Here is a 21,384-nt window from a genome sequence, read left to right on the forward strand (position 1 = left end):
ATATTTTTGGCCAGATGAAGGGGATCCGGGCAGAAACGAGTGGGACTATTTAGGTAGGCTGTCCAGCAAGGCCTTGGCCGCTGCTTGTTCCGCTTGGCGTTTGGAACCTGCGGTTGCCTGCGCTTCGGCACCGTCTTGCAGACGGGCCGCGATGGTGAAGATCGGGGCGTGATCGGGGCCGCTGCGTTTGATTTCAACGTAAGAGGGCGGCTTTTGGCCGCGTGCTTGCGCCCATTCCTGAAGTGATGTTTTTGCGTCGCGCGCGTCGGCCTCGACCTTGTGGATCCGGTCGCCCCAGAGGCGCAGGATCACGTCGCGGGCGGCCTCGAACCCGGCATCGCGGTATATGGCGGCGATCACCGCCTCCATCGCGTCGCCCAATAGGGCTTGTTTGCGGCGGCCACCGGACAGCATTTCTGACCGACCCAGTTTCAGCACCGCACCCAAATCGATCTGGCGAGCGACATCGGCGCAGGCCTCTTTTCGCACAAGCGCGTTGAAACGGGGGGCTAATTGCCCCTCTGACGCCTTCTTGTCGGCTTCCAGCAGGGCTGTTGCCATAACCAAACCCAACACGCGGTCGCCCAGAAATTCGAGCCTCTGGTTATCGGGGCGCGTCGGCGAGGACACCGAGCCATGGGTCAAAGCGCGCAGCAGCAATTCAGGGTCGGAAAATTGGTACCCCAAACGTTGCTGAAACGCTTTTATCTCGGCCGAAAGTTTCAATTCACCGCCTTGAAGAACCGATCCCCGCGCCAGGTCCAGAAGAAGAGCATCGACCGGCCAGCGGACGAGAACATGATCCGGTCGGCCCGACCGATCAAGTCCTGATAAGGGACAAATCCCACTCCGCCCGCGGATTGCGGCAGGCGGCTGTCGCTGGAGTTGTCACGGTTGTCGCCCATGAAGAAATAGTGGCCTTCAGGCACAGTGTAGATTCCGGTATTGTCCGACCCTTGGTTGCCGATATTCAGCACGTCATACGAGACTCCATTGGGCAGAGTTTCGATCATCCGCGATTTTTCGCAGCGACCGCCAAACCCGACCGGGCCATTTTCACAGCGCGGGCGCAACCCTTGCGAACCCTGAGGCTCGGCCAGTTCGGTGAACACACCATCGGGTTGTTGCGGAACCGGCGTTCCGTTTAGAATGATCTGACCCCCGCGGATCTGAATTCGGTCACCCGGCAAGCCGATCAGACGTTTGATGTAGTCGCGACCATTGACCGGGTGACGGAACACAATCACATCGCCGCGCTCGGGTTCACCGCCCCAGATACGCGTGTCTTCATCGCCCGGTAGCCAGCCGCAGATATCCTCGGCATCGATGTTGAGGCCAAAGCGGGGAATGATCAGGCTGGGACAGGAGGCGTAGGAATAGCCATACGCCATCTTGTTGACGAACAGAAAATCCCCGATCAGCAGGGTCTGTTTCATCGACCCCGATGGGATCCAGAAAGGTTGAAAGAACAGTGTGCGGAATACGCCTGCGATCAGCAAAGCGTAGACGATGGTTTTGATCGTCTCCCATACGGGATTTCCGGTTTTGACGTCCTCGGCCATACTGCTCTCCGGTCCTTGGTTTGTTGGGGTGCTACATGCGGGGCGCAGAGAGGTTAGTCAAGGCTGGCCGCTGCGTTCGTGATGGCGCGCGCTTCAATCACTACGAAAGCCTGCGCCCAAGGATGGTCGTCGGTCAGGGTGACATGGATGATCGCCTCATGGCCTTCGGGGGTCATCTCGCGCAGGCGCTCGGCGGCCCAGCCGGTGACATGCATGACCGGCTGGCCAGTGTTCAGGTTGGTGACGGCCATGTCCTTCCACGCGATGCCCATGCGCAGACCGGTGCCCAGCGCCTTGGAGCATGCCTCTTTCGCCGCCCAGCGCTTGGCATAAGTCCCAGCCGTGTCATGGCGACGTTCGGCCTTGCGCTGTTCGGTGTCGGTGAAAACGCGGTTGCGGAACCGGTCGCCGAACCGGTCGAGCGTGCCCTGAATACGCTCGATATTCGCGAGGTCTGTACCGATTCCTAGGATCATCCGTTTCGCTCCATGTTCTTTAAAAACATCGAGTAGCCTCTTTTGACACCCAGAATGAATGCATATCGGCACAAAATAATGGAGACAGTACCAACGATAGCCACTTGAACAACAAAACCCGTCAGATCGCCTTCATTCCCCGAGATTTCCGGAAAACCGAGATCTAGAACAGCGACAAGAACAATTCCGGCTATGGTTAACAGCCCGGTAAAGACCATGTTTCCAGCAAGCACCCAACTCTTCCAAGACGGCCCACATCGGTTGCCGCGTAAGCCTTTACGCGCCACATAGAAAAGTGATGCCAGAACAAGTGCCAATCCCATGGAAAAAGGGAACGAAGGTTCGGTCAAATCGAAAGTGCGTTTGATCAGATAGAGTGCGGACAACACCGAAAATACGAGCGCAGAATAGGTAATGTAATCAAGTTTCACCCTACCTTTTGCTACGGTTTTCGCCCGACACTGTTTCAAGCCCGCGCCTCATCCATCAGGCGGCGCATCTCGGCAATGGCGGGGGTGAGGCCGCGGAAGATGGCCTCTCCGATCAGGAAGTGGCCGATATTCAGCTCGCGCACCTCGGGGAAGGCGGCGATGGGTTGCACCGTGTCATAGGTCAGGCCGTGGCCCGCATGGACCTCTAGGCCCAGGGAATGCGCAAAGGTGGACATTTGGCGCAGGCTGTCCAGCTCGCGGGTGGCTATGTCTGTGTGGCCCTCGGAGACGGCGTCGCAATAAGCACCGGTGTGCAGCTCGATCACCTCAGCACCGATACGGTGCGCGGCTTCGATCTGGCGCTGGTCGGCGGCGATGAAAATGGACACACGGCAGCCCACGTCGCGCAGGGGAGCGATGAAATGGGCCAGCTTGTTTTCCTCGCGCGCGACTTCCAAACCGCCCTCTGTCGTCCGTTCCTCGCGCTTTTCGGGAACGATGCACACCGCATGCGGTTTGTGCCGCAGGGCGATCTGCTGCATCTCGGGCGTCGCAGCCATTTCAAAGTTCAGGGGCACCGACAGAACCTCCATCAGCCCGTCGATATCGGCGTCCGAGATATGGCGGCGATCTTCGCGCAGATGGGCCGTGATGCCATCAGCCCCGGCCTCTTCCGCCAGCTTGGCGGCGCGCAGAGGGTCAGGGTACGCCCCACCGCGCGCGTTGCGCACGGTTGCTACGTGGTCGATATTCACGCCCAGACGCAGGATATTGTCAGACATCGTTTGATTCCTTTGCCGAATTCTGGCCCGAGCCTAGTGGTTTTGGAACCGAAACGGCAGGCTTGGATTCAGCCAACCGCCGGATTTCGTCGAACTTGGCTTTGATCTTGGCCCGGCGGCGCTGCTGATAGGTTCGGATCAACGGCAGGCTCAGGTAGTGACACACAGCCCCGGCGACAAGACCGGGCAGAATCCCCCCAACCAGATAGGGAAAAAACACCTCATCATAAAAGATCCTTAGCCCGTACCAGTCGGCCATGCGGTCGGTGAAGATCGCCAGAAAATTGTTCTTCAGATCGCCGAGCGCACCAGCGAATTTGCCCATCAGACCGTGGGTGTCGCCTTCTTCGAATTTGGTACCCAGAATGAAGTGGCCGGTTTGCAGGCTGACAACGCCGATCGGGACATATGTCAACGGATTACCAAAGAATGTCCCACTCAGCGCAGCCAGAATATTGCCGTTGATCAACCGCGCCAGAAGCGCAGCAACCACAAAGTGCAGGCTATAAAAGGGCGTGAAGGCAGCAAACACCCCTGCCCCGATCCCACGTGCGATACGTTCCGGGGAATCGGGCAACCGGCGTACACGGTGTTTGACATAGTGAAAGGCTCGGGTCCATCCGCCACGGGGGTAGACGAATTCAGATGCGATCTGGACAGGCGAGCGTCGATCTCGGCGCTTGAATACCACTCCTGATCACCCCTTCTCAGCCAGCCGCCACGGCGGTCTTGGACCTGTCCCTGAACCGTTCCACCGCCGCTACGTCGCTTTCGGCTTCAAGCATCAGCATCAGCGAATGCAGCTGTTCGAGATCACGCAGTTCGACACTGATCAACAATCGGTAAAAATCCGGTTTGCGATCAACGAATTCCAAGTTTGAGATATTGGCCTTTTTCTCGCCAATCAATGTGCAAATACGCCCCAGTACGCCCGCATCATTCCCGATCGTCAACTCCAGCGTTGCACCGTAGACCGCCGGATGGGTTCCGGTATGCCAATGCAGGTCAACCCACCGCTCGGGCTCGCCCTCGAACTCGGTCAGACGATTACAGTCGATGGCGTGAACCACCACGCCTTTGCCGCGATAGGTAATGCCGACGATGCGTTCACCAGGTAGAGGCTGACAGCACGGCGCGCGGTCAAATTTCTGCCCCGGCTCAAGCCCGATTACGGCACGGCGCAACGGGATGGCGTCGCCTTCATCCTGCGTCAGTTCCGGGTAAACGGCGCTGACCACATCATGGGCGGTCAGTTCGGCACTGCCTAGCCGGGCCAACAGTTCGTCTCGATCCTTCAGGCGCAAGTGTTTAGCGGCCGTCTCCAGCGCCTTGTCTGTGGCCTTGCGCCCCACATGTTCGAAGCCCGAGCGCGCCAGTTCTTTGCCCAGTTTGATAAAGCGCTCGCGATCCACCTCTCGCAGAGCGCGCCGGATGGCGGTGCGGGCCTTGCCGGTGACAGCAATCTCAAGCCAAGTGACCTGCGGGGTCTGACCGTCCGCGGTGATGACATCAACCGATTGGCCGTTCTTGATCCGGGTCCATAGCGGAACCCTGATACCATCTACCTTGGCGCCAACGCAGGCATGACCGATCCGTGTGTGGATCGCATAAGCGAAATCTATTGGTGTCGCCCCACGCGGCAGTTTCACCACATCGCCCTTGGGTGTGAAGCAGAACACCTGGTCCGAATACATCTCAAGCTTAACTGCTTCGAGGAAATCCTCGTGGTCATCCTCACTATCAAACTGCTCGGTCAGGTTCGCGATCCACTTGGCTGGATCGACTGCAAACGGGTTTTCCGACCGCACCCCATCCCGATAAGACCAATGCGCCGCCACACCCGTCTCAGCCACGTCGTGCATCTGACGGGTACGGATTTGCACCTCGACGCGCTTACCGTCGCGCCCCGACACTGTGGTGTGAATCGAGCGGTAGCCGTTGGATTTTGGCTGGCTGATATAGTCCTTGAACCGCCCCGGCACCGCACGCCAGCGTTGGTGGATTGCGCCCAACGTCCGGTAACAATCTTCTTCCGTCTGGGTGATGATGCGGAACCCGTATATGTCGGACAGGCGCGAGAACCCCTGATCCTTTTCCTGCATCTTGCGCCAGATCGAATAGGGTTTCTTTGCGCGGCCAAAGACCTCGGCTTCGATCCCGGCTTTTTCCAGCTCGAACCGCATGTCGCCCGTGATCCGGTGGATCACATCGCCGGTTTCACGTTGCAGAGTGATGAACCGCCGGATGATCGACTGGCGGCCTTCGGGATTCAGCACGCGGAAGGCCAGGTCCTCCAGCTCTTCGCGCATCCATTGCATCCCCATCCGGCCGGCAAGCGGCGCGTAGATGTCCATTGTCTCGCGCGCCTTGACGATCTGCTTTTCCGGGCGCATCGCCTTGATCGTGCGCATATTGTGCAGACGGTCGGCCAGCTTGACCAGAATGACCCGCAAATCCTTGGACATGGCCATGAACAGTTTACGGAAATTCTCGGCCTGTTTGGTTTCGCGGCTGGACAGCTGCAGGTTGGTCAGCTTGGTGACCCCATCGACCAGCTTGGCCACTTCATCGCCAAACAGCTCGGACACCTTGCTGTAATTGGCTTTTGTGTCCTCGATCGTGTCATGCAGCAGCGCGGTAATGATCGTGGCATCATCCAGACGCTGTTCGGTCAGGATGGCGGCAACGGCAACGGGATGAGTGAAATAGGGCTCGCCCGAGTGGCGAAACTGACCTTCGTGCATCTGTTTCCCAAACTCATAAGCTCGGGTTATGCGGTCAGCATTTGTCTTGGGGTTGTAGTTGCGGACCAGCGCAATCAGGTCTTCAGCAGAAATCATCCGGTCCGCACCTTCGTCTTTGGGGATTACCCCTGGCCTTGAGCCTCCATCAGAGCGCGCAGCAGCTTCTCTTCGGACATGTCGTCATCGGCGGGCTTGTCGGATTCCGCACCCATCAGCAGAGCCATCTGATCCTCTTCAGGCTCGTCAACCTCGATCTGGGTCTGGTTGGCCTCGATCAGGCGCTCGCGCAGCTCATCAGCGCTTTGGGTTTCATCGGCGATTTCGCGCAGCGACACGACCGGGTTCTTGTCGTTGTCGCGGTCCACGGTGATCGCGGCACCGGCCGAAATCTCACGCGCACGATGGGCGGCAAGCATCACCAGCTCAAACCGGTTTTGTACCTTGTCTACGCAATCTTCTACCGTCACGCGGGCCATGGGGCGCTCTCCGTTTCTGAATCCATGTCAGGAAGACGTTTATCTAAGGGCGAATCCCCGCCTTGACAAGCAAGAAATGCTGCAAATGCACCCTTCACAAAGGGGTGACAGAGGCAATTTCATTGGCAGGTAGCTGCGCCAGCATTTCCCGAACGCTCTGACCCAAGACTGGATGCTCCCAATCCGGGGCGATATCGGCCATCGGAACCAGCACAAATGCGCGATCCTGAAGCCGCGGATGCGGCAGAATCAACTGGTCCGGTGCGCGTTGCATCTGGTCATCTTGCGGCAGTGTCCTCCAGCGTTCGTACTCCGTCCGGTCGGGCAATACGCCGTCACCAAAACACACCAGATCCAAATCCAGCGTCCGCATCCCCCAGCGCTGAATCCGCTCGCGCCCGTATTCCTTCTCCACCTCATGCAGCAGATGCAGCAATTCGGACGGCGTCTTTTCTGTCTCAATCAAAGCTGCGGCATTAACATAGTCTGGCCCCGCGCCGGCTGGGAAACACGGTGTCTCAAAAAAGCGGCTGACCGCGCGAATCACCACCCCCTGACGCTTTAGTGCGTCAAGAGCCTTCTCAAGTGTCACCTTGGGCCCATCACCTCTCAAATTGAGATTTGCGCCCAGTGCGATCACCGATTCTGACGTAATCTTGCGCATTCTACTCCCTATATTCGGTGAATTGCATACTTGCGATACACATTAAAAACACTAATTATAGGCGTATCAGCGCGCCGCCTATTTCCTAAGCTCACTCACGTAACACCCGGCGTTCTGGTAGATACCGGAAGGACCTATTTATGTTTTATAAAGACGAACGGCTAGCGCTGTTCATCGACGGCTCGAATCTTTATGCGGCCGCAAAAGCACTGGGGTTTGACATCGACTACAAATTGCTGCGCCAAGAATTCATGCGTCGCGGCAAGATGCTTCGTGCTTTCTACTACACAGCGCTACTGGAAAATGACGAGTATTCCCCGATCCGACCCCTGGTGGACTGGCTGCATTACAACGGCTTCACCATGGTGACGAAACCCGCCAAGGAATACACCGACAGCATGGGGCGTCGGAAAGTCAAAGGGAACATGGATATCGAACTGACCGTCGATGCCATGGAACTGGCACCGCGCGTTGATCATATCGTGCTGTTTTCGGGCGATGGGGATTTCCGCCCGCTGATTGCCAGCCTGCAACGTCAGGGCGTGCGCGTTTCGGTCGTCTCGACCATCCGCAGCCAGCCGCCGATGATCTCGGACGAGCTCCGCCGCCAAGCCGACAACTTCATCGAGCTGGAGGATTTGCGCGACGTAATCGGCCGCCCTCCGCGTGACGTCCCGATGGAGCCGCGCAGCGTCGCGGCAAGTGGGCAGTAACACCGCCCCCGTCAGTTCGGCTTAAAAATCGACGCGGTCGGGGCAAATGCCCTGACCGCGTTGCTTAAACTAGGAACAGGTGCTGAAACATCTGATTGCTAACACTGATTCATGTCAGTTGAATGACACAGTCCTGTCTGGACCATGGCGAGGAAAAGACCTACCTGTGGCCGTAAGGAGTATGTGACATGAACAAGCCCCCTCTGACCTTGTACCTTGCCGCGCCGCGCGGGTTTTGCGCCGGCGTGGACCGGGCGATCAAAATCGTTGAGATGGCGCTGCAAAAATGGGGCGCGCCGGTTTATGTGCGCCACGAGATCGTGCACAACAAGTTCGTGGTCGACGGTTTACGCGAAAAAGGCGCGGTGTTTGTCGAGGAACTGGACGAATGCCCCGATGATCGCCCGGTGATTTTCTCGGCCCATGGCGTGCCAAAATCCGTCCCGGCCGCAGCCGCACAGCGCGAAATGATCTATGTCGACGCCACCTGCCCGCTGGTCTCCAAGGTCCATGTCGAGGCGCAGCGCCATGCTGAGGCCGGGTTGCAGATGATCATGATCGGCCACAAGGGCCATCCCGAAACCGTCGGCACGATGGGGCAACTGCCCGAGGGCGAAGTTCTGCTAGTCGAAACGGTCGAGGATGTGGCCACCGTTCAGGTGCGCAACCCCGAAAAGTTGGCCTTTGTCACTCAGACCACCCTGTCAGTCGATGACACCAAGGATATCATTGCTGCGCTTGAGGCACGGTTTCCCGCCATCGTCGGCCCGCATAAAGAAGATATTTGCTACGCCACCACTAACCGGCAAGAGGCCGTCAAAGCCGTCGCCCCCAGATCCGACGCCCTGTTGGTTGTGGGCGCGCCGAACTCGTCAAACTCGCGTCGTTTGGTCGAGGTCGCCGCGCGTGCTGGGTGCGACTATGCCCAACTGGTGCAACGGTCCACCGATATCGACTGGCGGGCGCTGAAAGGGGTTTCCTCGGTTGCCATCACCGCCGGTGCTTCGGCCCCAGAAGTTCTGGTCAACGAGGTGATCGACGCATTTCGCGACCATTACGACGTGACGGTCGAGATGGTCGAAACCGCTGTTGAGAACGTCGAGTTCAAAGTCCCGCGCGTGTTGCGCGAACCGGCATGAGCGGCATACCAAGAGCCCCGTTATTTCTGGGGCTGGCCGGGCTGATCCCCTTTGTCTGGGGCGCACTGACCTACCTGAATGACGATCTGCACGCTTGGGGTACTCAGGCGCTTGGGGCTCGTTTTGTGGGGCCTTATGTGCAGTTGTTCTACGGCTCTGTCATCCTCAGCTTTATGTCCGGCGTGCTGTGGGGTTTTTCGACCAAGACATCTGGTAGCAAGGCGGCGACCTGCTATCTGCTCTCGGTTCTGCCGGCACTTTGGGCCTTTGCGAAAACGGGCGGCGGGCCGGTCGCTGCAGGCACCAACCTGATGTGGGGTTTTGCCGGGTTGCTTTTGCTGGACGCTGTGTTCTCATACTGGCGATTGACGCCGGTTTGGTGGATGCGTCTGCGCATGATGCTGACGGCCGTTGTTCTGGCCTGCTTAGCCGTTGGAGTGTACCTGTGACCGACAAGAGAACGATTGACGCCTACACTGCCCGCGTGGCCGAATATCTGAGCATCCCCCTGCCCCCCGAACAGATCGAAGCCCGCATGGCCTTTGCCGAAGCGGTTGCGGAAGGCGGTTATGTGCTGGATCTCGGTTCCGGCCCCGGATCGGACAGCGCCTTTCTACAACGCGAAGGGCTGCGTGTCCGTGCCCTTGATGCCACGCCCGCCTTTGTCGAACATGCGCAGCAGAACGGGATTGACGCGCGTCTGGGCACGTTTGACGACGTGACGGAAGAGGCTGAATATGACGGCATCTATGCCAGCTTTTCCCTGCTGCACGCCCCGCGCGCGGAATTTGCGCGTCATCTGTCCGCCATCCACAAAGCGCTGAAACCCGAGGGTGTTTTTTTTCTGGGCCTGAAACTGGGCACGGGTGAACATCGCGACGATCTGGATCGCTACTACACCTATTTTTCACAAACTGAAATCGAGGAGGCTATGACAAAGTCCGGGTTCACCATCGACCGGATCACGACGGGCGTGGGTGCCGGCCTTGCGGGTTCATATGACGGTTTCATTCTGGTGCTGGCCCATGCCTAAGCTGTTCGCCTATACGGACGGCGCATGTTCCGGCAATCCGGGCCCCGGCGGCTGGGGGGTTCTGCTGCGCGCGATGGATGGCGACAATGTCCTGAAAGAACGGGAACTCAGCGGCGGCGAGGCCGAAACCACAAACAACCGGATGGAACTGCTGGCTGCGATCAGCGCGCTAGAAACATTGGAGCGGGCCTCGAAGATCACCGTTGTGACTGACAGCGCCTACGTGAAAAACGGCGTCACGGGGTGGATTTTCGGGTGGAAGCGGAACGGTTGGAAGACCTCGAACAAGAAGCCTGTTAAGAATGTAGATTTGTGGCAGCGGCTGGATGAGGCACAAACCCGCCATGACGTGACCTGGGAATGGGTCAAAGGTCACGCGGGCCATCCTGAAAACGAAAAAGCCGACGAGTTGGCCCGGACGGGCATGGCCCCGTTCAAGCCCAAGAAAGCAAAGGCCTAAGTGGCGCGCCAAAAGGAATACACCTGCCATGAAACCACAGCTCTGCTTTGCAGTCAGTTTCGCCCTTATGGCTGGGTGTACCCCATCCTACGACGCCCTGCGGTTTGAGGCACAGAGCGACCGGATTTTCGCCTCGGGCACGATCGACCACACGTCCTTGCATGCCTTTCAGGAGGTCATCCGCAGCAATCCGCAGGCTAAAACCCTTGTCCTGCAATATATTGAAGGCTCCGTGGACGATGACGCAAATGTCGTCTTCTCGCGTGTCGTGCGGGAACTGGGGTTTGACACGATTGTTCCGTCGGACGGCATGGTGGCGTCGGGCGGCACGGACCTGTTTCTGGCAGGCAGCCGCCGCGTTCTGGAACCTGATGCCTGCGTTGGCGTGCACAGCTGGGGCGGCTGGAACATCGTGGCCACCGAAATCCCCAAAGACGACCCAGAGCATGACCGGTACCTGGACTACTATGCCGATATCGGTGTTGACCCGGCCTTCTACTGGTACACGCTTAACGCGGCCTCGGCCGAGGACATGCACTGGATGAGCGCGACCGAAGTTGAACGGTTCGCCCTCACGACCCGTAATGTGCCGCAACTTGGATCATCCGCAACCTGCGACGCGCGATGACCTCAGCGTGACAGCAACCTGGCTCCGATCTCTTTGACGAATTTCGCAGCCACCATGGCCGTCATCCCATACGGGTCACGATGAGGATTCAATTCGACGATGTCAGCGCCGACCAACTGCCCCTTGAAACGGTGGATCAGGTTGATCACCTCGCGGGTGCTTAACCCACCGGGTTCATGATGCGACACGCCAGGCGCAAAGGCGGGGTCCAACGCATCCAGATCCAGCGAGAGGTAAACAGGGCCATCAAAGCTGATTTCAAGATCGGGGCGCCAGCTTTGCATGTCGATCACTTCGACTCCGAACTTGTCGGCCTGTTCCTGCTGGTGCTTGTTCATGGTACGGATGCCAACCTGCACCAGACGGTTGATTGCGCAGGTTTCCATTACCCGCGCGAAAGGGCAGCCATGGCCCAGCGGACCGACCTGCTGACTGTCATACAAGTCTGGATGCGAGTCGATATGAAGGATGTTCAACCCCTCATACCGTTCCGAATGCGCCTTGATCAGCGGATAGGCAACCGAATGGTCCCCTCCCAGAGATAACAGTCGCGCACCGCTTGAAATCCGCGCAGCAGCACCAGCTTCGATCCGGTCGATAGGTTCCTGTCCGATCATCTCGAACACATCCAGGTCGCCTGTATCCTTGAAGCGGTCGGTCGCGCCGAGATCTGTGCCATCCTCTGCGGTCAGGTTAGCGGCTCCGGAATGCAGAGCCTCGCGAATACGACCAGGGGCAAAGGCGGGCCCTTGCAGAAACGAGGAATGAAGATCCAGAGGCACCCCCATAAGTGCGACGTCACCTGGGTTCAGATCCTGTGGCATGGAACACCTTTAAGATAAATTCTGCGGCGATCTGGCCGAATTGATTCCGAAAGGTCAAGAGGTCAACGGCGCAGGTATGTCTGCCAGATCCAGATCACCAACAACGCACCCAAAACCGCACCGACAAAGCCCGACAGCCAGCCCGCTACGGCGATCAATGCACGTAGAAGGAACCCGCCGACCAGCGCGCCAACGATGCCGATCAACATGGTTGTGGGAATATCGGCCTCGATCCGCATCAGTCGTGTCGCCAGAAACCCGGCGGCGGCTCCGATGATGACAAGGGCGATGACGGGCACGTTATTTCCTCCAATGAGTGGGCACGATGATCAGCGCCCCGATGGATGACAGGACCGCGTCCAGTCCGGGCGGGCCGAAGCTGATGCCAAACATGATGCGCACAAAGTAGAACAGGAACGCGCCGCCCACGCAAATGATGATCGAGGGCAGGTATCCATTGTGGGTAAATCCGGTTTTTTCAGCCAGATACCCCACGATCCCGGCAATCACGACGGTGCCCATCAATATCATGAACATCTGGTTTACTCCGAACTGAGCCGCGTTCCGGTCGAAACAGGCCACCCCCGCAAAAATGTTTCAACATCCTGCGCCCCTTTCCCTGCCCGTTGCAGCCGCAAAAGGTCAACCGCGCCGTCGCCACAGGCCACGCGGAGTGTGTCATTCAGTACCTCTCCCGGAGCGCCCTGCCCAGCGGCCAGCCGAGAGGACAAAAGCTTGACCCGCTCGCCTTCGATCTCGGTCCAGGCGCCGGGGAACGGGGACAGGCCCCGGATTTGCCGATCAACCTCGGCGGCAGGACGCGCCCAGTCGACGCGCGCCTCGGATTTGTCGATCTTCGCAGCATAGGTCACGCCATCTTCAGGCTGAACCTCAGGGGTCAGGTTCGGCAGCTCCTCCAACGCTTCAACCACCATAGCAGCGCCCATTTCTGACAATCGATCATGAAGCTGCGCTGTGGTTTCCAGCGGCCCAATATCCGTAGCCCGACGCAACAGGACCGGGCCGGTATCCAGCCCGGCCTCCATCTGCATGATGCAGATACCCGTCTGAGCGTCGCCCGCCATGATCGCACGCTGAAGCGGAGCAGCCCCGCGCCAGCGCGGTAACAGGCTGGCGTGAATGTTCAAACAGCCATGTTTAGGCGCGTCCAAAATGGGCTGCGGCAACAGCAGGCCATAGGCGACAACGACTGCGACGTCTGCGTTCAAAGCCGCAAACGCCGCTTGTTCGTCGGGCGATTTCAGCGAGACCGGATGACGAACGTCGAACCCCAATACCTCTGCCCGTGCGTGAACCGGGGTGGGACGGTTCTTTTTGCCACGCCCTGCTGGGCGGGGCGGCTGGCAATAGACGGCGGCGATCTCATGTCCGGCGGCAACCAGAGCATCCAACACCGGTACCGAGAAGTCGGGCGTTCCCATGAAGATGATACGCATGAGGGGCCTCCGGACGTTGGGGATGCTGGGCTGAAGCCCGATTACACGAGTTTCTTGGCTTTGCGCAGCAGCATGTCACGTTTGACTTTACTGAGCCGGTCGAAATACATCCGACCGTTCAGGTGGTCGATCTGATGTTGTACGCTGGTGGCTTCGATCCCCACAAAGTCACGACGATCAATCATGCCCTGTTCGTTCAAGAACTTCACCGTCACCGCACGCGGACGTTTCACCTTGGCCGAGACGCCGGGCAGGTTCGGGCTGGCCTCATCATGTTCACGTAGCTCAATCGAACTGTGCAGGATTTCGGGGTTCGCCAGACGAACGGCCCTGCCCCGCTCAGTCGAGCCATCCACCACGGCCAGCCGCAACATCACCCCGATCTGAGGCGCGGCGAGGCCGACGCCGGGCATCGCCTCCATCGTGTCGATCATGTCGTTCCAGATGGCGCGAATTTCATCGGTGACCTCTGCCACGTCTTCCGCCTTGGTGCGCAGACGTTTGTCAGGCCACGGCAGACAAGCGCGGACCGTCATGCGCGGGCCATTTCACGTTTCAACTTTTGCATTTTGCGCGTGATCATCTGGCGTTTGAGCGGTTTGAGATAGTCGATGAACAGCTTACCGTTCAGATGGTCGATCTCATGTTGCACACAGGTGGCCCAAAGGCCGTCGAAGGTTTCCTGCTGCGCGTTGCCGTCGCGGTCGATCCAGGCCACATCCACGACTTTGGGACGGGTGACCTCGGCATATTGCTCGGGGATCGACAGGCAACCTTCCTCGTACACATTCGTTTCGTCGGACGACTCGATGATCTCGGGGTTGAACATGATCAAGGGGCGCGGGGCCTCGCCCTCCTCCTTGACGCAATCCAGCACGATCAACCGATCCAGCACTCCGATCTGCGGCGCGGCCAACCCGACGCCGGGCGCGTCATACATCGTCTCCAGCATGTCGTCGGCCAGCTTGCGCAGCTCATCCGTCAGATCGGCCACGGGGGCACAGACCTTTTTCAGGCGGGGGTCGGGATGGATCAGAATAGTGCGTTTCATGAAGTTGATTTAGGCCATCGTGCGATCCGCCGCAACGCCCCCCTTGCACCTGCCGCGATTGTAACTAGCTTTCGTCGCGACAGATGGAGATGACATGACGTTCAACGACCTCACCGACCGCCGGGGCACCAACAGTTCAAAATGGGACAAGATGGAGCGCCTCTATGGCATTTCGCCAGATGACGGGCTGGCCATGTGGACTGCGGATTCTGATTATCGCACAGCGCCTTGCGTGATTGATGCCGTGCAACAGGCCGTCGATCACGGTGTGTTCGGCTATTCCTGGATGCATCCGGACTATCTGGCTTCGGTCCAGTGGTGGATGGTAAATCGCCACGGGTGGGAGATTGACACAGATTGGGTCCTGACGTCGCAGGGGTTGGGCAACGCGATCGCCCTGTGTCTGGATGTCTGGTCTCAGCCGGGCGACGGGATTGTGATCTTCTCCCCTGTTTACCATGAGTTCGCGCACAAAGTGAACAAATCCGGCCGCCGCGTGGTCGAATGCCCATTGGTGCGTGATGGTGAAACCTATGCCGTTGACCTCGAGGATGCGCAATCGCGACTGGACGGGTCGGAAAAGATGCTGCTGTGGTGCTCACCGCAGAACCCCTCGGGCCGGGTCTGGACACCGGACGAGCTGCGCGCGGTCGCGGCGTTTGCCGAACGGAACGGGCTGATCCTGGTGTCGGATGAGATCCATCATGATCTGGTCTATCCCGGCAGCACCTTTGTGCCGATGGATGTTGCAGCACCTGATGCGCGCCCTTGGACGGTGACCCTGACGGCGGCTTCCAAGACCTTCAACATCGCCGGTCAACGCACCGGGAATATGATCATTCCCGATACTAAGCTGCGCGCGGACATGCGCCACCGCATTCAGGCGCTGGACTATGACCCCAGCGCGCTAGGTGTGGCGATGATCACCGCCGCCTACACGCCCGAGGGCGCCGCATGGGTCGACCAGCAGGTCGCGCATCTGGACGGAAACCGCAAACTGTTCGACGCGACGATTGCTGAAATCCCCGGCCTTTGGTCAATGCCGTTGCAATCCACTTATCTGGCCTGGGTCGATTTTTCGGGCACAGGCATGGACCATGCCGAGTTCACCCGACGTCTGCGAGAAGATGCCAAAATCGCCACCTCACCCGGCCCCGGCTTCGGAGCAGGCGGAGAAACCTTCGAGCGTTTCAACCTTGCTACTCAGCGCAGCCGTGTCGAGGACGCATGCGCCCGGCTGAAGCGTGCTTTTGCAGATTTGCAGTGATCGGAAGGCCCGGCGGTCTGTCCGTCGGGCATCCCGTTAGTCCTTATGGCCTAGCAGCGCGATGGGCGCATCCGGCGCACGGTAGAAATCCAAAGGAGCCTTATCCGAGGCGGCAGTGCTACGCTTGAACTCATACCGCATCTCACCCGCCTCATCTTCGTCAGCGATGATCAGGCATTGGTACAGATGGTTCGCACCGTCATAGATATCGACCAACCCGCGCAATTTCGGCGTCGTTGCGGCCTCAACCGTGAAGCCGTCTTTCCACAATCTCAGAATTTTATATGTATTGTCGCCGATTTCGACACGAAGGCGGCTGGTCTTTTTCAACCCCGCGATTCGCGCCGCATCCAATTCGGCGCTTATTTCCTTAGAAACATAGGTCGTCATAACAATTTTCCCCCGCAGTACATACTATTGTGAGCAACTCTTCGTAAAAATCCAATGAAGCTGAGAACCTGAAACAAACCGATTTCAATCTGTTGCGCGGAAATCCCGGATCGACCTGTGCAATGACGCAGGCAAGATGCGCGCGCCCTCGCATGGAACCGACCCGAGCGACACCCTATGTTTGCCGAAATCGGATTTCGGAGGGACAAAGATGGGCCTGTTGGTCGATGGCAAATGGCACGACACTTGGTATGACACCAAATCCACCGGCGGCGCGTTCAAACGCAGCGCTGCGCAGTTCCGCAACTGGCTGACCGCCGATGGCAGCGCGGGCCCCTCGGGCAAGGGCGGGTTTAAGGCGGAAGCTGGACGCTATCACCTCTATGTCAGCCACGCCTGCCCCTGGGCACATCGCACCCTGATCTTCCGGGAACTCAAGGGGCTAAGCAATCTGATCTCTGTCTCGGTCGTGCACCCGGATATGCTGGACAAGGGCTGGAACTTTCAGCCAGACGACAAAGGCGCAACCGGGGATGATCTGTACGGGCTGGACTATGCCCATCAAATCTATACCAAGGCGGACCCGTCCTATTCCGGCCGTGTCACAGTGCCGATCCTTTGGGACAAAGAACAGGAAACGATCGTCTCGAACGAAAGTTCAGAGATCATCCGTATGTTCAATTCGGCCTTTGATGGCATAACGGGCAATAGCGACGATTACTGGCCCGAGACGATGCGCGATGACATCGAAGCGGTCAACGCCCGGATCTATTCCGACGTGAACAATGGCGTCTACAAATCCGGCTTCGCCACCAGCCAGGCCGCCTATGACAGCGCTGTTGGGCCGCTATTCGATACGCTGGATTGGCTCGAAGATCGCCTGTCCCAAAACCGCTACCTGATGGGGGATCGCATCACCGAGGCCGATTGGCGCTTGTTCACGACCCTGATCCGGTTCGATCCGGTTTATCACCTGCATTTCAAATGCAACCGGCGGCGACTGATCGACTATCCGAACCTGTGGGCCTACACGCGCGAGCTGTATCAATGGCCGGGCGTCGCGCCCACTGTGAACATGGAGCACATCGTGCGCCACTACCACTACAGCCATGAAAGCATCAATCCGCACCGCATCATCCCGACCAATCCAGTGCTGGATTACGCAGAACCGCATGGGCGCGGTCAGCGACCCGCCGCGTAGTGTTCGACCATCGCCGCCAGATCCTCTGGCGGCGTTCCGCTTTGCACATAGGCGCACGCATTGGGGCTGTGGGCAAAGATGGACCCGTCCGAGAAAAAGGTGGTGTTCGTGACGAAGATCACCCGCGCCTCAGGGCGGCGATAGCTGGCGAAATCAGCCACGGCCAGCGCGCTGCCTGCCTCCAGCACCAAATCCAGCACGATAATGTCAAACGCGACCCCGTAAAGCGCGAGGATCGCTGCCTCTTGCCCGGCGACAAGCGTGACCTCAGCGCCTTGACGTTCAAGGTGCCGCTTCCAGACCCGACCTAGGTCGGGATTACTCTCAACAATCAAAACATTCATAAGTAACAACCTCGGCACATGAAGTGGTGAACGGTGCCGACCCCTGAGTTTGTGATCACGCCAATTCCTTAACAAAGGGTTAACGCTGTTTTCCGGTTGCCGCCGAGGCACGGATTCGCTTGTGCAAATGGCGAAAATCCGCTTGAAACGGGCCGCAATGCGCGATTCCGGCGAGAACCTAATGACAAGCTCTGACAAAAACTTGAACCCGCGCGCCCGTCGCGACCATGGCGGAGGACTGGATGATGCTATCCAAGCTTATGGCGGATCGCGGCAAGACTGGCTGGACTTGTCGACCGGAATCAACCCGCAGCCCTACCCGGTGTCTGACCTGAGTGCCGAGGATTGGACCGCCCTGCCCGACCACGGCGCGTTCGAGCAACTGACCAACGCGGCCCGCCAATTCTGGTCCGTGCCTGATAACGCCGCGATTTTGCCTGCGCCCGGCGCCTCGGCTTTGATCGCCCGCATTCCGGCCTTGGCGCCGCAGGGGCGGGTTCAGATCACAACCCCCACCTATAACGAGCACGCCGCCGCCTTTTCCGCGCAAGGCTGGAGCGTTCAGCCCGAAGGTCCAACCGACGCGCGTGTGATCGTTCACCCCAACAATCCCGATGGTCGCTATTGGACCGAGGCCGACGCCAACGCGCCGCTGACCATCATTGACGAGAGTTTCTGCGATGTCGCCCCCGAAGCGTCGCTGATCCATCTGGCCGAGCGGCCCGGCGTGATCGTGCTGAAAAGCTTTGGCAAGTTCTGGGGGTTGGCCGGGCTGCGCCTTGGCTTTGCCATCGGCGACCCAAAGCTGATCGCACGGCTGAACGATCTGACTGGCCCATGGGCGGTCTCGGGTCCTGCTTTGCGAGTTGGCGCGCGGGCTTTGCAGGACACGGGCTGGGCCGCAGCCACCCGACGGTATCTTCAGCAAGGCGCGGACCGGCTGGATACCCTCGTGACGGGTCAGGGTGCCTGTTTGGTCGGGGGTACACCGCTCTTTCGCCTTTACTCCGTCGAAGACGCCGCCGAGTGGCAGGACCGTCTGGCCCACGCTCATATCTGGAGCCGCATCTTCCCCTATTCGACAACTTACCTGCGTCTGGGCTTGCCACCAGCAGACGGCTGGGCCCGGCTTGAGGCAGCATTGTGAGCACCGCCTTCCTTCTGGTCTGCGCCCTCTGTCTGGATGCGGCCCTGGGCGAGCCCGACTGGCTGTGGTCGCGGGTGAAACACCCCGCCGTCGTGATCGGCAACCTTATTGGCTGGCTTGACAAACGCCTCAACCACGGTGCGCAACGGCGTCTGAAAGGTGTCGCGGTTGTCGCCTTGTTGGTGTGCGGCGTATTGATTATTGGGCGCGCGCTGACCCTTCTGGGACCAGTAGTCGAAATAATCGCCTGCGCCATTCTGCTGGCTCAGAAGTCACTGGTCAGCCATGTGCGCGATGTTGGCACCGGTTTGGCCATCTCGCTGGAAGACGGGCGGGCAAAAGTGGCGATGATCGTCTCGCGCGATACACGCGACATGACGCAGGCGCAGGTCGCGCGGTCAGCGATCGAAAGCGCGGCCGAAAACCTCAGCGACGGGGTCATCGCGCCCGCTTTCTGGTTTCTTCTCGGCGGCCTGCCCGGTCTGTTGGTTTACAAGGCCGTAAACACCGCCGACAGCATGATCGGCTACCGCAGCGAAAAATACCGCGACTTCGGCTGGGCCTCGGCCCGGTTGGACGATGTACTTAACCTGATCCCCGCCCGCCTGACCTGCGTGATGATCGTGGCGCTGTCGGGCCAATGGGCGCGCTGGCCTCAGATGGTCGCGGATGCCCGCCGCCATATCTCGCCCAACGCTGGCTGGCCTGAGGCCGCCATGGCCCGCGCCTTGAACGTCGCCCTGGCTGGACCGCGCAGCTATGACGGGCAGCTGCGCGATCTGGCCTGGGTCAATGGCGACGCCCCCCGCGAGATTGGCGCGTCAGAGGTTTTCCGCGCATGCGACATGCTCTGGCGGGTCTGGGGGCTTGCGCTTGGCATCGTGTCGGTGTCGGTTGGGGTCAGTTTCATTTTCTGACGGACCCGTTTCATGCGTTTGCTCTCTGGCCTTATGGTCGCCGCCCTCTTTGTGTCACCCGCCTTTGCCCAATGCGGCGGCGGGTTCAATAGTTTCGTAAAAGGCCTGAAATCCGAGGCCGTGCAACAGGGCTTTGACCGCGCCACCGTCGACGCCTTCTTCAACGGCGTGCAGCAGGACAGCGCGGTGCTGAAAGCCGACCGCGCGCAAGGCGTGTTCCAGAAGCCGTTCATCGAGTTTTCGCGCCGTCTGATCTCGCAAAACCGCATTGATCGCGGGCAGGCTATGTCGCGCAAATATGACGCCGTGTTTGACCGGATCGCACGCGATTACGGCATCTCACGCGGCGTACTGCTGGCCTTCTGGGCGTTCGAGACCGATTACGGTGCCTTTCAAGGCGATTTCAACACCCGCAATGCGCTCGTGACGCTGGCCCATGACTGCCGTCGGCCCGAGCTGTTCCGTCCGCAAATCTTCGCTGCCATCGAATTGTACGAGCAGGGCAATTTCGACCCCGCCCGCACCACCGGGGCTTGGGCCGGAGAAATCGGCATGGTCCAGATGCTGCCCCGCGATATTCTTGAGAACGGTGTGGACGGGGATGGGGACGGCAAGGTGTCGCTGAAAACCTCGGCCCCGGATGCGCTGATGTCGGGGGCCAAGATGCTGTCGGGCCTGGGATGGCAACCGGGTCAGCCTTGGCTGCAAGAGGTCAGTGTGCCCAGCGAAATGGATTGGTCGCTGTCCGGCCCCGGCAAACCGCGCCCAGTGTCCGAGTGGCAGGCCATGGGCGTTCAGGCCCGCAGCGGGTCGCTGTCCAACCTGCCCGCCTCGCTGATCCTGCCGCAGGGCCATAAGGGGCCCGCCTTTCTGGCCTATCCGAATTTCGACGTCTATTTCGAATGGAATCAGAGCTTTACCTACGTCCTGACCGCCGCCTATTTCGGCACCCGACTGGAGGGTGCGCAGATTTACGACGCGGGCAACCCGGCGCAAGGTTTGTCAGGGGCGCAGATGAAGCAGCTACAGACCAAACTGCAGGCGCGTGGGTATGACGTGGGCAAGATCGACGGTATTCTGGGGGCTGGTACGCGGGCGGCGGTGCAGGCAGAGCAAAAGCGATTGGGGCTGCCTGCGGATGCGTGGCCAACGGTGGAATTGTTGAACAGCCTATAGCTGATCAAACGGCTCTACTCGTCTTCGAACACCGGTCGCGGGGCACCGTTGCTATCCAAAGCAACGAAAACGAAATCCGCATCCGTTACCTTTTGTCCATTGTCCGATTGCCTGGGACGCGCCCAGACATCCACATGAACCCTTATAGACGTGCGCCCAACATTCACCAGCGTTGCATAGAGCGTCACCTCATCCCCAACTTTTACTGGCTGAAGAAACTGCATCGCCTGTACGGAAACTGTGGCCGTTCGACCCTGCGCAACACGCGCGGCCATGTTTCCCGCCGCCAAAACCATTTGGGACATCAACCAGCCGCCAAATATGTCCCCTGCCGGGTTTGTGTCGGCTGGCATTGCTATGGTCCGAATGACAAGAACGCCTTCATCCTGCTGGCGACCATGTGATCCAAGCTTCTTACCACGCGCCAACCGGCTGTCCGTGTCTTCCGTCACTGATTATGTCCTTTCAAGAGGTTGTGTCTGGCGTAATTTTACTCAATCTA

At 59.2% G+C, this 21,384-nt stretch carries 29 protein-coding genes; 11 read left to right on the forward strand and 18 right to left on the reverse strand.

Features of this window, described 5'->3' with window-relative positions:
- Positions 1-45: 45 nt before the first annotated feature.
- The 9 genes from rnc to folK form a co-directional block, all read right to left on the reverse strand.
- Positions 46-726: a ribonuclease III gene (rnc, locus tag ACR3E7_RS10115; RefSeq protein WP_170775328.1), complete on the reverse strand. Its 681-nt coding sequence runs from the start codon at positions 724-726 to the stop codon at positions 46-48.
- On the reverse strand, positions 723-1,562 hold the full coding sequence (gene lepB, locus ACR3E7_RS10120) for a signal peptidase I (RefSeq protein WP_170791612.1): 840 nt from the start codon (positions 1,560-1,562) through the stop codon (positions 723-725). Before lepB ends, rnc begins: the two co-directional genes overlap by 4 nt.
- A gap of 53 nt (positions 1,563-1,615) precedes the next feature.
- On the reverse strand, positions 1,616-2,038 hold the full coding sequence (gene acpS, locus ACR3E7_RS10125) for a holo-ACP synthase (RefSeq protein ID WP_170356731.1): 423 nt from the start codon (positions 2,036-2,038) through the stop codon (positions 1,616-1,618).
- Positions 2,035-2,469, reverse strand: coding sequence for a hypothetical protein (locus tag ACR3E7_RS10130; protein ID WP_480505738.1), 435 nt, complete (start codon positions 2,467-2,469; stop codon positions 2,035-2,037). The genes acpS and ACR3E7_RS10130 overlap by 4 nt, the downstream gene beginning before the upstream one ends.
- Before the next feature lie 35 nt (positions 2,470-2,504).
- A complete protein-coding gene (locus ACR3E7_RS10135; protein WP_480505736.1) occupies positions 2,505-3,251 on the reverse strand; it encodes a pyridoxine 5'-phosphate synthase in 747 nt (248 codons plus the stop codon).
- Positions 3,244-3,942, reverse strand: a complete 699-nt coding sequence (locus tag ACR3E7_RS10140) for a DUF2062 domain-containing protein (RefSeq protein WP_170775320.1) — start codon at positions 3,940-3,942, stop codon at positions 3,244-3,246. The genes ACR3E7_RS10135 and ACR3E7_RS10140 overlap by 8 nt, the downstream gene beginning before the upstream one ends.
- A 16-nt stretch (positions 3,943-3,958) precedes the next feature.
- Positions 3,959-6,091: a RelA/SpoT family protein gene (locus ACR3E7_RS10145; protein WP_170775318.1), complete on the reverse strand. Its 2,133-nt coding sequence runs from the start codon at positions 6,089-6,091 to the stop codon at positions 3,959-3,961.
- 26 nt (positions 6,092-6,117) lie between these two features.
- A complete protein-coding gene (rpoZ, locus tag ACR3E7_RS10150) occupies positions 6,118-6,471 on the reverse strand; it encodes a DNA-directed RNA polymerase subunit omega (protein ID WP_170356736.1) in 354 nt (117 codons plus the stop codon).
- 94 nt (positions 6,472-6,565) lie between these two features.
- Entirely contained in the window at positions 6,566-7,135 is a 570-nt protein-coding gene (gene folK / locus ACR3E7_RS10155; protein WP_480505734.1) for a 2-amino-4-hydroxy-6-hydroxymethyldihydropteridine diphosphokinase, read from the reverse strand.
- A gap of 140 nt (positions 7,136-7,275) precedes the next feature.
- Here folK and ACR3E7_RS10160 point away from each other — a divergent pair, with 140 nt between their 5' ends.
- The 6 genes from ACR3E7_RS10160 (at position 7,276) to ACR3E7_RS10185 (ending at position 11,108) form a co-directional block, all read left to right on the forward strand.
- Positions 7,276-7,848, forward strand: coding sequence for a LabA-like NYN domain-containing protein (locus tag ACR3E7_RS10160; protein WP_170775314.1), 573 nt, complete (start codon positions 7,276-7,278; stop codon positions 7,846-7,848).
- 188 nt (positions 7,849-8,036) lie between these two features.
- Entirely contained in the window at positions 8,037-8,987 is a 951-nt protein-coding gene (ispH, locus tag ACR3E7_RS10165; protein WP_480505732.1) for a 4-hydroxy-3-methylbut-2-enyl diphosphate reductase, read from the forward strand.
- Positions 8,984-9,436, forward strand: a complete 453-nt coding sequence (locus ACR3E7_RS10170) for a DUF3429 domain-containing protein (RefSeq protein ID WP_170787294.1) — start codon at positions 8,984-8,986, stop codon at positions 9,434-9,436. The genes ispH and ACR3E7_RS10170 overlap by 4 nt, the downstream gene beginning before the upstream one ends.
- Positions 9,433-10,020: a class I SAM-dependent methyltransferase gene (locus ACR3E7_RS10175; RefSeq protein WP_480505730.1), complete on the forward strand. Its 588-nt coding sequence runs from the start codon at positions 9,433-9,435 to the stop codon at positions 10,018-10,020. The genes ACR3E7_RS10170 and ACR3E7_RS10175 overlap by 4 nt, the downstream gene beginning before the upstream one ends.
- Positions 10,013-10,480, forward strand: coding sequence for a ribonuclease HI (rnhA, locus tag ACR3E7_RS10180; protein ID WP_480505728.1), 468 nt, complete (start codon positions 10,013-10,015; stop codon positions 10,478-10,480). The genes ACR3E7_RS10175 and rnhA overlap by 8 nt, the downstream gene beginning before the upstream one ends.
- A 28-nt stretch (positions 10,481-10,508) precedes the next feature.
- A complete protein-coding gene (locus tag ACR3E7_RS10185; protein WP_480505726.1) occupies positions 10,509-11,108 on the forward strand; it encodes a COG3904 family protein in 600 nt (199 codons plus the stop codon).
- 2 nt (positions 11,109-11,110) lie between these two features.
- On the opposite strand, the gene speB is transcribed toward ACR3E7_RS10185, so the two are convergent.
- The 6 genes from speB to def (ACR3E7_RS10215) form a co-directional block, all read right to left on the reverse strand.
- Complete coding sequence (gene speB, locus ACR3E7_RS10190) at positions 11,111-11,932, reverse strand: agmatinase (protein WP_170791619.1); 822 nt, start codon at positions 11,930-11,932, stop codon at positions 11,111-11,113.
- Between the two features lie 62 nt (positions 11,933-11,994).
- Positions 11,995-12,231, reverse strand: coding sequence for a GlsB/YeaQ/YmgE family stress response membrane protein (locus tag ACR3E7_RS10195; RefSeq protein WP_170791620.1), 237 nt, complete (start codon positions 12,229-12,231; stop codon positions 11,995-11,997).
- A 1-nt stretch (position 12,232) separates the two neighbouring features.
- The gene (locus ACR3E7_RS10200; protein ID WP_170775300.1) at positions 12,233-12,469 is read right to left on the reverse strand and encodes a hypothetical protein; all 237 of its coding nucleotides are present in this window, start codon (positions 12,467-12,469) and stop codon (positions 12,233-12,235) included.
- Positions 12,470-12,474: 5 nt separating this feature from the next.
- Positions 12,475-13,389 carry a methionyl-tRNA formyltransferase gene (fmt, locus tag ACR3E7_RS10205; protein ID WP_480505724.1) on the reverse strand — a complete coding sequence of 305 codons (915 nt, stop codon included), beginning with the start codon at positions 13,387-13,389 and terminating at the stop codon, positions 12,475-12,477.
- Between the two features lie 41 nt (positions 13,390-13,430).
- Positions 13,431-13,925 carry a peptide deformylase gene (gene def / locus ACR3E7_RS10210; protein WP_170791623.1) on the reverse strand — a complete coding sequence of 165 codons (495 nt, stop codon included), beginning with the start codon at positions 13,923-13,925 and terminating at the stop codon, positions 13,431-13,433.
- Positions 13,922-14,440: a peptide deformylase gene (def, locus tag ACR3E7_RS10215; RefSeq protein WP_480505722.1), complete on the reverse strand. Its 519-nt coding sequence runs from the start codon at positions 14,438-14,440 to the stop codon at positions 13,922-13,924. The genes def (ACR3E7_RS10210) and def (ACR3E7_RS10215) overlap by 4 nt, the downstream gene beginning before the upstream one ends.
- 94 nt (positions 14,441-14,534) lie before the next feature.
- Between def (ACR3E7_RS10215) and ACR3E7_RS10220 the strand changes: the two genes are divergently transcribed.
- Entirely contained in the window at positions 14,535-15,707 is a 1,173-nt protein-coding gene (locus tag ACR3E7_RS10220) for a MalY/PatB family protein (protein WP_480505720.1), read from the forward strand.
- Positions 15,708-15,743: 36 nt separating this feature from the next.
- Here ACR3E7_RS10220 and ACR3E7_RS10225 read toward each other — a convergent pair whose 3' ends face one another.
- Positions 15,744-16,097, reverse strand: coding sequence for a hypothetical protein (locus tag ACR3E7_RS10225; protein ID WP_170775290.1), 354 nt, complete (start codon positions 16,095-16,097; stop codon positions 15,744-15,746).
- 211 nt (positions 16,098-16,308) lie between these two features.
- Between ACR3E7_RS10225 and ACR3E7_RS10230 the strand changes: the two genes are divergently transcribed.
- Positions 16,309-17,298 carry a glutathione S-transferase family protein gene (locus tag ACR3E7_RS10230; protein WP_480505718.1) on the forward strand — a complete coding sequence of 330 codons (990 nt, stop codon included), beginning with the start codon at positions 16,309-16,311 and terminating at the stop codon, positions 17,296-17,298.
- Here ACR3E7_RS10230 and ACR3E7_RS10235 read toward each other — a convergent pair.
- The gene (locus tag ACR3E7_RS10235; protein ID WP_170775286.1) at positions 17,280-17,642 is read right to left on the reverse strand and encodes a response regulator transcription factor; all 363 of its coding nucleotides are present in this window, start codon (positions 17,640-17,642) and stop codon (positions 17,280-17,282) included. The two genes, ACR3E7_RS10230 and ACR3E7_RS10235, sit on opposite strands and share 19 nt — an antisense overlap.
- Positions 17,643-17,823: 181 nt before the next feature.
- On the opposite strand from ACR3E7_RS10235, the gene cobD reads away from it, so the two are divergent.
- The 3 genes from cobD to ACR3E7_RS10250 are packed head-to-tail and all read left to right on the forward strand — an operon-like array spanning position 17,824 to position 20,882.
- Positions 17,824-18,789: a threonine-phosphate decarboxylase CobD gene (cobD, locus tag ACR3E7_RS10240; protein WP_480505716.1), complete on the forward strand. Its 966-nt coding sequence runs from the start codon at positions 17,824-17,826 to the stop codon at positions 18,787-18,789.
- Positions 18,786-19,706: an adenosylcobinamide-phosphate synthase CbiB gene (gene cbiB, locus ACR3E7_RS10245; protein ID WP_480505715.1), complete on the forward strand. Its 921-nt coding sequence runs from the start codon at positions 18,786-18,788 to the stop codon at positions 19,704-19,706. Before cobD ends, cbiB begins: the two co-directional genes overlap by 4 nt.
- 12 nt (positions 19,707-19,718) lie before the next feature.
- The gene (locus ACR3E7_RS10250) at positions 19,719-20,882 is read left to right on the forward strand and encodes a lytic murein transglycosylase (protein WP_480505713.1); all 1,164 of its coding nucleotides are present in this window, start codon (positions 19,719-19,721) and stop codon (positions 20,880-20,882) included.
- A gap of 14 nt (positions 20,883-20,896) precedes the next feature.
- Here the strand turns inward: ACR3E7_RS10250 and ACR3E7_RS10255 are convergent, their stop codons facing one another.
- Complete coding sequence (locus tag ACR3E7_RS10255; RefSeq protein WP_480505766.1) at positions 20,897-21,235, reverse strand: acyl-CoA thioesterase; 339 nt, start codon at positions 21,233-21,235, stop codon at positions 20,897-20,899.
- Positions 21,236-21,384: the final 149 nt, after the last annotated feature.

Source organism: Ruegeria sp. BK1 (assembly GCF_056535645.1).

What these genes read in the sequence shown, in the direction of transcription:
- lepB (WP_170791612.1), bottom strand. Translation starts at nt 1,562, where the DNA reads ATGGCCGAGGACGTCAAAACCGGAAATCCCGTATGGGAGACGATCAAA.
- acpS (WP_170356731.1), bottom strand. Translation starts at nt 2,038, where the DNA reads ATGATCCTAGGAATCGGTACAGACCTCGCGAATATCGAGCGTATTCAG.
- ACR3E7_RS10135 (WP_480505736.1), bottom strand. Translation starts at nt 3,251, where the DNA reads ATGTCTGACAATATCCTGCGTCTGGGCGTGAATATCGACCACGTAGCA.
- ACR3E7_RS10145 (WP_170775318.1), bottom strand. Translation starts at nt 6,091, where the DNA reads ATGATTTCTGCTGAAGACCTGATTGCGCTGGTCCGCAACTACAACCCC.
- rpoZ (WP_170356736.1), bottom strand. Translation starts at nt 6,471, where the DNA reads ATGGCCCGCGTGACGGTAGAAGATTGCGTAGACAAGGTACAAAACCGG.
- folK (WP_480505734.1), bottom strand. Translation starts at nt 7,135, where the DNA reads ATGCGCAAGATTACGTCAGAATCGGTGATCGCACTGGGCGCAAATCTC.
- ACR3E7_RS10160 (WP_170775314.1), top strand. Translation starts at nt 7,276, where the DNA reads ATGTTTTATAAAGACGAACGGCTAGCGCTGTTCATCGACGGCTCGAAT.
- ispH (WP_480505732.1), top strand. Translation starts at nt 8,037, where the DNA reads ATGAACAAGCCCCCTCTGACCTTGTACCTTGCCGCGCCGCGCGGGTTT.
- ACR3E7_RS10170 (WP_170787294.1), top strand. Translation starts at nt 8,984, where the DNA reads ATGAGCGGCATACCAAGAGCCCCGTTATTTCTGGGGCTGGCCGGGCTG.
- rnhA (WP_480505728.1), top strand. Translation starts at nt 10,013, where the DNA reads ATGCCTAAGCTGTTCGCCTATACGGACGGCGCATGTTCCGGCAATCCG.
- ACR3E7_RS10185 (WP_480505726.1), top strand. Translation starts at nt 10,509, where the DNA reads ATGAAACCACAGCTCTGCTTTGCAGTCAGTTTCGCCCTTATGGCTGGG.
- speB (WP_170791619.1), bottom strand. Translation starts at nt 11,932, where the DNA reads ATGCCACAGGATCTGAACCCAGGTGACGTCGCACTTATGGGGGTGCCT.
- ACR3E7_RS10200 (WP_170775300.1), bottom strand. Translation starts at nt 12,469, where the DNA reads ATGTTCATGATATTGATGGGCACCGTCGTGATTGCCGGGATCGTGGGG.
- fmt (WP_480505724.1), bottom strand. Translation starts at nt 13,389, where the DNA reads ATGCGTATCATCTTCATGGGAACGCCCGACTTCTCGGTACCGGTGTTG.
- def (WP_170791623.1), bottom strand. Translation starts at nt 13,925, where the DNA reads ATGACGGTCCGCGCTTGTCTGCCGTGGCCTGACAAACGTCTGCGCACC.
- def (WP_480505722.1), bottom strand. Translation starts at nt 14,440, where the DNA reads ATGAAACGCACTATTCTGATCCATCCCGACCCCCGCCTGAAAAAGGTC.
- ACR3E7_RS10220 (WP_480505720.1), top strand. Translation starts at nt 14,535, where the DNA reads ATGACGTTCAACGACCTCACCGACCGCCGGGGCACCAACAGTTCAAAA.
- ACR3E7_RS10225 (WP_170775290.1), bottom strand. Translation starts at nt 16,097, where the DNA reads ATGACGACCTATGTTTCTAAGGAAATAAGCGCCGAATTGGATGCGGCG.
- ACR3E7_RS10230 (WP_480505718.1), top strand. Translation starts at nt 16,309, where the DNA reads ATGGGCCTGTTGGTCGATGGCAAATGGCACGACACTTGGTATGACACC.
- ACR3E7_RS10235 (WP_170775286.1), bottom strand. Translation starts at nt 17,642, where the DNA reads ATGAATGTTTTGATTGTTGAGAGTAATCCCGACCTAGGTCGGGTCTGG.
- cobD (WP_480505716.1), top strand. Translation starts at nt 17,824, where the DNA reads ATGACAAGCTCTGACAAAAACTTGAACCCGCGCGCCCGTCGCGACCAT.
- ACR3E7_RS10250 (WP_480505713.1), top strand. Translation starts at nt 19,719, where the DNA reads ATGCGTTTGCTCTCTGGCCTTATGGTCGCCGCCCTCTTTGTGTCACCC.
- ACR3E7_RS10255 (WP_480505766.1), bottom strand. Translation starts at nt 21,235, where the DNA reads ATGCCAGCCGACACAAACCCGGCAGGGGACATATTTGGCGGCTGGTTG.